The organism is Allobosea sp. ASV33, assembly GCF_016428755.1.
Lineage (GTDB): Bacteria > Pseudomonadota > Alphaproteobacteria > Rhizobiales > Beijerinckiaceae > Allobosea.
In genome coordinates this window covers 16,422-27,419 of record NZ_JAELTI010000035.1, presented here as the reverse complement: position 1 = coordinate 27,419, position 10,998 = coordinate 16,422, and the positions used below count along the sequence as shown (strand labels likewise).

Below are 10,998 nucleotides of genomic sequence, written 5' to 3'. Positions count from 1 at the left end.
CGTCGTCATTCCGGGGCTTCGCGCCAGCGAAGAGCCCGGAATCCAGAACCGATGTCATCACCACGATAGGCGGAGGCTGTCAGCGCCTTTTCCTGACGCCGCATCGGTTCTGGATTCCAGGCTCAGGCCTGCGGCCTGCCCCGGAATGACGGGGTGGTTCCATCCGAAATGGGAGGAACCTACAGAGACGGCACGCCAGCAGGGTTTGGCGCCGCTGTCGAGGCGGTGGGCTCGGTGAGGGCCGGCGTGTCCACAGGCTTGGAGCTGCCGGTGGGCAGGAGGATGACGACGCGCAGGCCCGGCGCATTGTCCTCCAACCGGAGCTGGCCGCCATGCAGGCGCACCACCCCGGCCACCAGCGACAGGCCAAGCCCGAAGCCCGGCTTGCTGCGGCTGGCATCGAGCCGCACGAAACGATCCAGCACCCGACCGCGATCGGTCTCCGGAATGCCGGGGCCGTGATCGGCGACGGAGAGTTCGACCTGATCGCCCATTTGGCGCGCCGAGACCGCGACCGTGCCATCGCCGCCCTGCTCCGGCGTGCCGTATTTCAGGGCATTGTCGATGAGGTTATTGAGCGCCTGCCCGATCAATTCGCGATTGCCCGGGATCGTCAGGCCCGGAGCGACGTCGCAGGTCAGCGAAAGCCCGGCCTCCTCGGCCAGTGGCTCGTAGAGTTCTGCCAGGCCCGAAACAATCTCGGAAATGTCGAGCTCGCTCATGTTCTCGCTGGCGCGGCCGGCCTCCAGCCGCGCGATCATCAGGAGCGCATTGAAGACGCGGATCAGGTTGTCCGCCTCCTCGATCGCACCGTCGAGCGCGGCCCGGAGCGCGTCGGGCGACTGCGCGGTGCGCAGCGCCTCCTCGGCGCGGTTGCGCAGGCGGGTCAATGGCGTCTTGAGGTCATGGGCGATGTTGTCGGTGACCTGCTGCATGCCGGCCATCAATTCACCGATGCGGTCGAGCATCGCGTTGAGGTTGAGCGCCAGCCGGTCTAGCTCGTCGCCCGTGCCGGTGATGGCGATCCGGCCCTTGAGATCGCCCTCCATGATGCCATGCGCGGTCTCGCTCATGCCGTCGATGCGCTTCAGCACGCGCCGCGCCACGAACCAGCTCGCGAAGCAGCCGAGGAGGAAGATCAGGGCGAGCGACCAGCCGATCGCCCGGCGGATCACGGCGCCAAGCCGGTCGCGCTCCTCCAGATCGCGCCCCACCAGCAGACGAAAGCCGGCCGGCAGCACGAAGACGCGGACGATGGCGCGGCTCGGCGTGTCGATGCCTTCGGCAGTGCGCGAATACTCGATCTCGCTCTCGCCGGTCTTGTCGAGCGTGCCGGGCGGAATCGCCTCGACATTGCCGGCGACGCGCTCGCCGACCGGGGTCGTCACCAGATAGAGCGATGCACCCGGCCCGCGCGAACGGCGTTCGACGATGTTGACGAGACGGCGGATGCCGCCCTGGCGCGCCTGCTCGGCGAGGCCCTGGATCTCGGCATCGATGGTCGAGCGGATCTGGTCGGTCAGCAGGCGCTGCGCGTTCCACGCGACATAGCCGAGCACGAAGGCGGCGAAGAGCGCGAAGATGACGAGATAGGCCGCCGTCAGCTTGAAGGCGGTCGTGCGGAACAGCGTCGGCAGGAACCGCTGGCGCGTGCGCCGGATGGCGTCAGCGGGCAGTGTCACGGACCATGTATCCCGCGCCGCGGATGGTGTGGATCATCGGCAGCTCGAAACCCTTGTCGACCTTGGCGCGCAGGCGGCTGACATGCACGTCGATGACATTGGTCTGGGGGTCGAAATGATAGTCCCAGACATTCTCCAGCAGCATGGTGCGGGTCACGACCTGGCCGGCATGCTTCATCAGATATTCGAGAAGGCGGAACTCGCGCGGCTGCAGGACGACCTCCTGCCCCTCGCGGGTGACGCGGTGGGCCAGCCGGTCGAGCACCAACTCGCCGACGCGATAGGTGGTGGGCTCGGAGGCAGGCGCGCCACGACGACGGGCCAGCACCTCGACTCGGGCCAGCAGCTCCGAGAAGGCATAGGGCTTGGGCAGATAGTCGTCGCCGCCAGCGCGCAGGCCCTTCACCCGGTCGTCGACCTGGGCAAGCGCCGAGAGGATCAGCGCGGGGGTATCGTCCTTCTGCTCGCGCAGGGAGCGGATCAGCGACAAGCCGTCGAGGCGCGGCAGCATGCGGTCGATGACCAGCACGTCATAGCCGCCGCCCTCGGCCATGGCATAGCCTTCCAAGCCATCCGCGGCATGGTCGGCGACATGGCCGACTTCGCGGAAAGCCTTGGTCAGATAGGCCGCAGCCTCGGCATCATCTTCGACGATCAAGAGTCGCATAGACCAACCCTATCCCAAGAAACGCGAAAACGGCAGGCCGGAGGATACGCATCCGGCCTGCCGCCGCGACGGCAAGATCCCTAGGCTGGGGCGACAGGAAACCAAGGGACCCTGCTTCAGCATCGGACCGGAAAGCGGAAACCGCCTTCCGGGGAAGCCCGATGCAATCCTGATCAGGCCGCCGGCTGGCGGCCGACCTCGAAGGTCACGTCCCGCGACTTGCCTTCGCGGAAGACGGTGATCGTGGTCTTGGCGCCCGGCGCGAAGGTCGCGATCTTGCGCGACAGCTCGCGGGCGTCCTTGATCGCCTCGCCGTTGACGGCGGTGATCGTGTCGCCGCGGCGGATGCCGGCCTTGGCGGCCGGGCCGTTGCCCTGGGCCTCGGCGACCAGCGCGCCCTTGGCCTCCTTCAGGCCGATCGCGTCGGCCATCTCGCCGGTCACCGGCTGGATCTGCACGCCGATGAAGCCGCGCGCCACCGTGCCGTCCTTCTTCAGGGAGTCCACGACCTGGCGGACGGTCGAGGCGGGAATCGCGAAGGCGATGCCGACATTGCCACCGGAGGGCGAGTAGATCGCGGTGTTGACGCCGACGACCTCGCCGCTCTGGTTGAAGGTCGGGCCACCCGAATTGCCGCGGTTGATCGGCGCATCGATCTGGATGAAGTCGTCATAGGGACCGGAGCCGATATCGCGCCCCTGGGCCGAGACGATACCGGCCGTGACCGTGCCGCCGAGGCCGAAGGGGTTGCCGATCGCCAGCACCCAGTCGCCGATGCGCGCCTTGGCGTCGGCAAGCTGGACGTAAGGATAGCTGCCGCCGTCCTTGACCTTGAGCAGGGCGAGATCGGTGCGCGGATCGGTGCCGACGACCTTGGCGTCGAGCGTCTTGCCGGCATCGGTGACGAGCTGGACCTCGACCGCGTTCTCGACGACGTGGTTGTTGGTCACGACATAGCCGTCCTGGCTGACGAAGAAGCCGGAGCCCTGCGCCATGCCCATCTGCGGCTTCGGCTTGCTCTGACGGCCGCCATCCTCTCCGCCGAAATCACGGAAGAAGCGGCGCAGTTCCGGCGGGAGATCGTCGAGATTCTGCCCGTCCTTGGCGGCGGCGACCTGCGTCTTGACGCGGACCGAGACGACGGCGGGCTTCACCTTGTCGACGAGATCGGCGAAGGAAGGCAGGGTGGCCTGCGTGCCGGAAAGCTGGATCGGCTGCGCAAAGGCGCTGTGGTTCTGCATCAGGGCGCTGTCGGCGATGCCGGCGGCCAGGCCAATGCCGAGAATGGCGGTGCCGGCGAGAAGAGCGCCGCGCTTCAGGATGGATTTGCGATTTTCGGTCTGTGTCGTCATGGCGGGAACCTCTTGGAGCGACAGGGTGCTTTCCCCTGCTCGTGACGAGGACCATGACGTCCGCCGCCTTACGCGGCTTTGGCCTGAAGATGACGGTTTCGTAAGATTCGACCTAAGGCCAATCGTGATCGCCTTGACGGCGGCCGGGCCATCGGTGTCCCTACGTCAGAGCCGGGGGACCATGCCGATGCGTTTGATCTGGGGGATGTCTTTTGTCGCGGCCTGCCTGAGCGGGCCGGCACTTGCGCAGCAAGGTTCGGCCTACAGCGCCGGGCTTCGCGTGGCGCAGGGGCGCGGCTATGCCAACGCCGATTGCTACGCGCGCGTCTTCGCGAAACACGCGGTCGTTGTCGAGAACGCCGCCGGCAAACGTAGCTGGTTTGCCACGTCGACACCGGCCTACAATGCCGAACAGCGCTCCCGCTGCGGCGTCGACCGGCTGCAGGATATCGCGGCGCGGCGGGAGGCCCAGCGCTTTGCCGCGCCGGGCGCGCCGCGCATCCGGGGCGGCATGCATGGCGCGGGGATGAGAGTGGCAGCCGAGCGCGGCTACGCGGGCAGCGAGGCCAATTGCTTCGCCCGGGTTTATGCCGTGTATGCCTCACCACAGCCCGCCTCGCGCGGCATGGTGAAATATGCGATCCCCGGAAGATCGATGCATGCCTACTCACAGGAACTACACCAGCGCTGCGGGATCAGCCGCTAAGGCTTGTCATCCGGTTCGATGAGGGCCGCGAGCCGCGCCTGTTCTTCGGGAGATAGCGGGGTCGAAGCGCTTGCCTCGGCCGTTCGCTCGCGCGCACGCCGCCAGAGGAAGGCGACTGCGCAGAGCAGGATCGCGAAGGGCGTGCCCCAGAGCAGCACCGTATGCGCATTGAAGGGCGGCCGCAGCAGGACGAAATCGCCGTAGCGGGCGACGACGAAATCGACCACGGCCTTGTCGTCGTCGCCGGCGACGAGGCGCTCCCGGACGAGGATGCGCAGGTCGCGGGCGAGCGGCGCATCGGAATCGTCGATCGACTGGTTCTGGCAGACGAGGCAGCGCAATCCGCCGGAGATTGCGCGCGCGCGCTGCTCCAGCGCCGGGTTGGGCAGGATTTCATCCGGCTGCACGGCTTGGGCCACGGGCATGGCCGGCAGCATCAGGGCGATGATGAGGACGATCCGCCGCATCGACCTACTCCGCAGGCTGCACGGCGGCGGCCGGCGCAGCGCGCTTCGGTGCGGCCAGCCGGAAACGTCGATCGGTCAGCGAGAGCCCGCCGCCAAGCGCCATGACCAGCGAGCCGATCCAGATCAGCAGGATCAGCGGCTTATCGTAGAGACGGACCGCGACGCCGCTATCCTGCGCCTCGCCAAGGCTGACATAGGCCTGGCTCAGGCCGTCCGTCCGGATGCCGGCTTCCGTGGTCGGCATCGCGCGGGCCGTGTAGACGCGCTTGGAGGCCTCGACCGGAGCGAGCTCGCGCTCTCCGGCGAAGAGCTGGAAGCGGGCGACCTCGGCCCGGAAATTCGGACCCGTGCGCGGCGACATGCCTTCGAGCACGATGGTGTAGCGGCCGCTGGTCAGACGCTCGCCGGGCTTGAGGACGGCGATGGCCTCGCTGCTCCAGGCCTGGGCGGCGATGCCGATGATGCTGAGGCCGATGCCGGCATGGGCCAGGGCCGTGCCCCAGGCCGAACGCGGCAGGCCACGCGCCCGCGACAGCATCGCCCGCCAGCCGCTGGCACGCGCCACGATGCGCTCGCCGAGGTCGAAACCGGCACCGAGAACGAGGAAGACGCCGAGACCGACGGCGAGCGGCGCCATGACCGGCCCGCCGCGCATGAAGAACAGCAGTGCCAGAGCCGCCAGCACCGCGAGCCCAAACGCAAAGGCATTGCGCTGCCCTGCGCCGAGCAGATCGCCGCGCTTCCAGGCCAGCGACTGGCCGATCGGCAGCAGGAGCAGAAGCGGCACCATCACCGGCACGAAGGTCGCGTTGTAGAAGGGCGCGCCGACCGAAATCTTGTCGCCGGTGATCATCTCGAGCAGCAGCGGATAGAGCGTCCCGACGAAGACCGTGGCGCAAGCCGTCGCCAGGAAGACGTTGTTGACGACGAGCGCGCTCTCCCGCGAGACCGGCGCGAACAGCCCGCCCTGCCGCAGCAGCGGCGCACGCCAGGCGAAGAGCGCGAGCGAGCCGCCGACGAAGAAGATCAGGATGAAGAGGATGAAGAGCCCGCGCGCCGGATCGGTCGCGAAGGAATGCACCGAGGTCAGCACGCCCGATCGGACGATGAAGGTGCCCAGCAGCGAGAGCGAGAAGGTCAGGATCGCGAGTAGGATCGTCCAGACCTTCAGCGCATCGCGCTTCTCCATCACCACGGTCGAGTGGATCAGGGCGGTGCCGGCAAGCCAGGGCATGAAGGAGGCGTTCTCGACCGGGTCCCAGAACCACCAGCCGCCCCAGCCGAGCTCGTAATAGGCCCAGTAGGAGCCCATCGCGATGCCGAGCGTCAGGAAGGTCCAGGCCAGCAGGGTCCAGGGCCGGACGGCGCGCGCCCACATCGCGTCGATGCGCCCGTCGATCAGCGCCGCGACCGCGAAGGCATAGGTGATGGAGAAGCCGACATAGCCGACATAGAGCAGCGGCGGATGGATCGCGAGACCGAGATCCTGCAGGATCGGGTTGAGATCCTGCCCCTCGGCCGGCACGGGGACAAGCCGCTGGAACGGGTTCGAGGTCAGCAAGGTGAAGGCAAGGAAGGCGGCCGCGACGAGCCCTTGCGCGGCAAGCGCCCCGGCCCGCAGGCGCGGCGGCAACGAGCGGCGCGACAAGGCCACCAGCGCCCCGAACAGCGTCAGGATCAGCACCCAGAGCAGCATTGAGCCTTCGTGATTGCCCCAGACGGAGGTGAATTTGTAGATCAGCGGCTGCGCCGAATGGGAATTGGCGACGACGTTCGCGACCGAGAAATCGGAGCGGACATAGGACGTGACCAGCGCCGCGAAAGACAACGCCACCAGCCCGAACGAGACCAGCGCCGCGCTGCTGCCGACCGAAGCCAGTGTCCGGTCCTGCCGGAACACGCCCCAGAACGGCACCACCGCCTGGATCACGGAGACGCCGAGCGCGAGCGCGAGCGCGTAGTGACCGATCTCGACGATCATATCAGGCTCACGGGTTTGCCGGGGTGGTTGCGGGGGCGCCGGCACCGCCCGGCTGCCAATGCCCCTGCTTCTTCAAGGTATCGGCGACCTCGCGCGGCATATAGGTCTCGTCATGCTTGGCCAGCACCGAATCCGCCTTGAAGCGGCCGGCGCCCTCGAAGACGCCCTCGGTCACGACGCCCTGACCTTCCCGAAAGAGGTCGGGCAGCAAGCCGTCATAGCCGACCTTGATCGAGCTCTTGCCATCCGTGACGGCGAAGCTGACGCGCTGGTCGCCGCCGCGCTGGACTGAGCCGGCCTCGACCAGCCCGCCGAGGCGCATGCGCGTGCCAGGCTGCACGCCCTTTTCCGTGATCTCGGTCGGCCCATAGAAGAAGACGATCGTGTCGCGCATCGCGAACAGGACGAGGCCGGCCGCCAGGCACAGCACGGCGCCTGCGCCGGCGATCAGGGTCAGCCTGCGCTGCTTACGGGTGAAGCGGCGTTTCGCCGGGAGCGGCCGCGTCGGCTGGGCAATCGTCATGGCGCGGCCTCCTTCAAGGCCAATTCATCGGCGAGGCCATTGATGGCGGCAAGCGCATCCTTGTCGCCTGCCAGCCGCTTGCGCGCGGTCTTCACAGCCTGCAGAGCGGCGGGCTTGTCGCCGAGAACAACGCGGGCACGGATCAAACGGGTCCATTCGGGCAGGCTGCCGCCGCCGGCGCTCAAGCGCTCGGCGAGCCCATCGACCATGGCCTTGATCGCCTGCTGGCGCTCGGCTTCCGGCAGCGCCGCGATCGTCTTTCGGCCGGCATCGGCTTGCATGCGTTCCAGCCGGGCCTGGACGGCCCCGACCCAATCGGCACCGGCGGGCGCCTCGGCGAGCAATTGCGCGAGTGCGGCCTGCGCGCCCTCGCCGTCGCCGTCCTGTTCCTTGGCGAGGGCGAGATAATAGCGGGCTCGCGGGCTTTTCGGATCGAGCTTGACGGATTCGGCCAGAGCCTCGCGCGCGGCGGCGGTCACGACGCCGCCGGCTTCCATGATGCGGGCCTCGCCGAGGCCGGCATAAAGCTCGGGGTCTGGCTTGCCGGAGCGGACGGCGGCGGCGAAGGCTTTCGCAGCCTCGTCATAGCGACCCTGGCGCAGATAGATCGGCGCAAGCAGCGACCAGCCCTTGGCATCGCCTGGATTGGCCGCGAGATGCGCTTCCATGCGGGCGAGGACGAGACCGAAATCCTGTTGCGGCCCGGCATTCTCCAGTCGCGCCGCCAGCGGCTGGTCGGGCTGACCGGGAGAGCCGTAGAGACCGTAGATCAGGAGGGCGAGCAGCGGGACGACCGAGAGCATCAGGGCCGAGCTCGCGCGGCGGCGACGCAGCGAAGGTTCGGTCTCGCCCGCGGGACCGGCTTCGTCTCCGGCGGCGCGCAGGAGGCGGCGCGCGGCTTCGGTGCGAGCGGCTTGCGCCTCCTCGTCGCCGATCAGCTTGCGGGCAAGATCGCGATCGATCTCCTTGAGCTGGGCGCGATAGAGGCTGCGGGCATCGGCCACGTCCGCGAAGCCCTGCGCCCGGCCATGGCTCAGCGGCCAGAGCAAGGCGAAAACCGCCGCTCCGGTCATGGCTGCAAAGATGGCCCAGATCATCATGGGGCGTTCTTAGCCAATCGTCCGCTCGTGTTCATGGTGACAAAGGGTCACGCGGCGCAGAATTCGTCTAAACCGAAGGAAGCTCAAGGCGCGCCCTCAACCCACCCAGCGGTGAGCGATGCAGGGTCAGGCCGCCGCCATAAAGCTTCGCGATGTCGACGACGATCGAGAGGCCGAGTCCGGACCCCGGCGTGGTTTCGTCCAGCCTGCGACCGCGCTTCAGAACATCGGCCATCGCTTCCTCCGGTAGGCCGGGGCCATCATCGTCGATCAGCAGTGCGATCCGCTCGGTATCTTCAGCCTTTTCGCTTGCAAGCGAAACTTCGACCGTGGAGCCCGCCCATTTGAAGGCGTTGTCGAGGAGATTGCCGAGCATCTCCTCCAGATCCTGCTTCTCGCCACGGAAACGCAGGGTGGGCGATATCGTATGGGAGCCGGAAATGCCCCTGCCCTGCGAGATCTTGGTGAAGGTGCGCAGCAATGCGTCGAGGGAGGGCGCGATCTCGGTCACGCCGCCGAGCGCACCGGAGAGCGCCGCCGCCCGGGCACGGTCGAGATAATACTGGACCTGATCGCGCATGATCGCGGCCTGCGCGCGAACCGTCTGGGGCAATTGGCCGTCGCTGCTCGTGCCGGCTTCGTTCAGCATCACGCTGAGAGGGGTCTTGAGCGCGTGCGCGAGATTGCCGACCTGGGTGCGGGCGCGATCGAGGATTTCGTGATTGGCATCGATGAGCTGGTTGAGCTCGCTCGCGAGCGGCGCGAGATCGGGCGGGTATCGGCCGACGATCCGCGGATTCTCGCCCGTCCGGACCGCGCCGACGGCCGAGCGCAAACGCACCAGCGGGCGCAGGCCGAAGCGGACCTGGACGAGCGTGGAAGCGACCAATGCGATGCCGAGCAGCACAAAGGTCATCGCCAGCGTGAAGCGGAAATCCTGAATATCGCCCTCGATCTCGTCGGCCGGCGCCGCGACCGCGACGGTGAAGCGCCCATCCTCGCCGACGTCGATCTCGCGCTCCAGGATGCGCAGGCGGCGATCGTCCGGCCCGGAGACATAGCTTTCGCGCAGGCCCCGGCTGTTCGGCGCGATGGATTGATCGAGCAGCTTGGGCAGTTGCCCGCCGACCAGCGAGCGCGAGGCGCGGACATTCGGCCGCTCCCCGTCGAGCCTGGTGATCTGCCAGTACCAGCCGGTCAGCGGCAGGTCGAAGCGCGGCTCGCCGAGATCACCGACGGTCTGGCGCTCGGTCTCGGGCGGGGCGGCGAGATCGGCGACCAGTTGCTTGATATAGACGGAGAGCCGCTCGTCGAAGCCGCGCTCGGCCGAGCGGCGGTAGAAGGTGGTGAGACCGACGCCGGCCAGCACCAGGATCAGCACGCAGCAGACAGCAGCCGAGAAGAACAGCCGCGTTCCCAGCGAATAGCGATGGGACTTGAGCGGCATCGCCCGCGATCAGACCTTTTCCGGAGCGGCGGCGATATAGCCGAGGCCTCGGACGGTCTCGATGATGTCGACGCCGAGCTTCTTGCGGAGCCGGCCGACGAAGACCTCGATCGTGTTGGAATCGCGATCGAAATCCTGGTCGTAGAGATGCTCGACCAGTTCGGTGCGCGACACGACCCGACCCTGATGATGCATCAGGTAGGAGAGCAGGCGGTACTCGTGCGAGGTGAGCTTGACCGGATTGCCGTCGACGACGACGCGGCTGGCGCGGGTATCGAGCCGGACGGGGCCGCAGGACAGCTCCGAGGTCGCATGACCGGCCGCGCGGCGCAGCAGGGCGCGGACGCGGGCCAGCAGTTCCTCGATATGGAAGGGCTTGACGACATAGTCGTCGGCGCCGGCGTCGAAGCCCGAGACCTTGTCGCTCCAGCGATCGCGCGCGGTCAGGATCAGCACCGGCATGGTCTTGCCGGCGCGGCGCCAGCCTTGCAGCACGGATACGCCATCGACCTTCGGCAGGCCGAGATCAAGGATCACCGCGTCATAGGGCTCGGTCTCGCCGAGATAGAGCCCCTCCTCGCCATCGAGAGCCTTGTCGACGGCATAACCGGCATTCTCCAGCGCGGTCACGATCTGGCGGTTGAGGTCCTTGTCGTCCTCGACGACGAGCAATCTCACGGTTGGGTCGCTCCAGTTGGGGGTAGCCGCGACGGACGTCAGCGAATGGTGGCGATCTTGCCGGATTGTCCTTCCAGCGTCACCCTCGCAACGCGGCCATCGCGCTTCAGCGTCGTCACCACATAGACGAAATCATCGCCCTGTCGACAGAGCCTGATGCGGACGACCTCGCCCGGCGCGGCGTGGCGGGCGTGGCGCGAGGCTTCAGCCGGCTGCATGACGCGCCCTTCGGCGACGGCGTCGCGCGTTTCCTCGGAGGACAGGCAGGAGATCGGTGACGCATCGTCGACGCGGATGACCGGCATCGGCGACGAGGCGATAAGCGCAAGAGCAAGGATCGGTTCGACCGGCATCATCGACATGGGCTAATCCCATCCGCCTGAATGCGCCATGAA

The 10,998-nt window shown here is 67.6% G+C and carries 11 protein-coding genes; 1 reads left to right on the top strand and 10 read right to left on the bottom strand.

Features of this window, described 5'->3' with window-relative positions; genetic code table 11:
• Positions 1-179 precede the first annotated feature (179 nt).
• From JHD80_RS12635 to JHD80_RS12625, 3 genes are all read right to left on the bottom strand, one after another.
• Positions 180-1,682 carry a sensor histidine kinase gene (locus tag JHD80_RS12635; RefSeq protein ID WP_349237259.1) on the bottom strand — a complete coding sequence of 501 codons (1,503 nt, stop codon included), beginning with the start codon at positions 1,680-1,682 and terminating at the stop codon, positions 180-182.
• The gene (locus JHD80_RS12630; RefSeq protein WP_199087653.1) at positions 1,666-2,349 is read right to left on the bottom strand and encodes a response regulator transcription factor; all 684 of its coding nucleotides are present in this window, start codon (positions 2,347-2,349) and stop codon (positions 1,666-1,668) included. Before JHD80_RS12630 ends, JHD80_RS12635 begins: the two co-directional genes overlap by 17 nt.
• 173 nt (positions 2,350-2,522) lie before the next feature.
• Complete coding sequence (locus JHD80_RS12625; RefSeq protein WP_199087651.1) at positions 2,523-3,701, bottom strand: trypsin-like peptidase domain-containing protein; 1,179 nt, start codon at positions 3,699-3,701, stop codon at positions 2,523-2,525.
• 187 nt (positions 3,702-3,888) lie between these two features.
• Here JHD80_RS12625 and JHD80_RS12620 point away from each other — a divergent pair, with 187 nt between their 5' ends.
• Positions 3,889-4,407, top strand: a complete 519-nt coding sequence (locus JHD80_RS12620) for a hypothetical protein (RefSeq protein ID WP_199087649.1) — start codon at positions 3,889-3,891, stop codon at positions 4,405-4,407.
• Here JHD80_RS12620 and JHD80_RS12615 read toward each other — a convergent pair.
• The 7 genes from JHD80_RS12615 to JHD80_RS12585 all read right to left on the bottom strand — a co-directional run bounded on the left by JHD80_RS12615 (position 4,404) and on the right by JHD80_RS12585 (position 10,965).
• Positions 4,404-4,874, bottom strand: a complete 471-nt coding sequence (locus tag JHD80_RS12615; RefSeq protein ID WP_199087648.1) for a cytochrome c-type biogenesis protein — start codon at positions 4,872-4,874, stop codon at positions 4,404-4,406. The genes JHD80_RS12620 and JHD80_RS12615 overlap by 4 nt on opposite strands.
• 4 nt (positions 4,875-4,878) lie before the next feature.
• Positions 4,879-6,855 (bottom strand): heme lyase CcmF/NrfE family subunit, encoded by a 1,977-nt coding sequence (locus JHD80_RS12610; RefSeq protein WP_199087646.1) that lies wholly within the window; start codon positions 6,853-6,855, stop codon positions 4,879-4,881.
• Positions 6,856-6,862: 7 nt separating this feature from the next.
• Positions 6,863-7,378, bottom strand: coding sequence for a cytochrome c maturation protein CcmE (ccmE, locus tag JHD80_RS12605; RefSeq protein WP_199087644.1), 516 nt, complete (start codon positions 7,376-7,378; stop codon positions 6,863-6,865).
• On the bottom strand, positions 7,375-8,478 hold the full coding sequence (gene ccmI / locus JHD80_RS12600) for a c-type cytochrome biogenesis protein CcmI (protein ID WP_199087642.1): 1,104 nt from the start codon (positions 8,476-8,478) through the stop codon (positions 7,375-7,377). Before ccmI ends, ccmE begins: the two co-directional genes overlap by 4 nt.
• A 67-nt stretch (positions 8,479-8,545) precedes the next feature.
• Positions 8,546-9,925 (bottom strand): sensor histidine kinase, encoded by a 1,380-nt coding sequence (locus JHD80_RS12595; protein WP_199087634.1) that lies wholly within the window; start codon positions 9,923-9,925, stop codon positions 8,546-8,548.
• A gap of 9 nt (positions 9,926-9,934) precedes the next feature.
• Positions 9,935-10,603, bottom strand: coding sequence for a response regulator (locus JHD80_RS12590; RefSeq protein ID WP_199087632.1), 669 nt, complete (start codon positions 10,601-10,603; stop codon positions 9,935-9,937).
• A gap of 38 nt (positions 10,604-10,641) precedes the next feature.
• Positions 10,642-10,965, bottom strand: coding sequence for a PepSY domain-containing protein (locus JHD80_RS12585; protein WP_199087630.1), 324 nt, complete (start codon positions 10,963-10,965; stop codon positions 10,642-10,644).
• Positions 10,966-10,998: the final 33 nt, after the last annotated feature.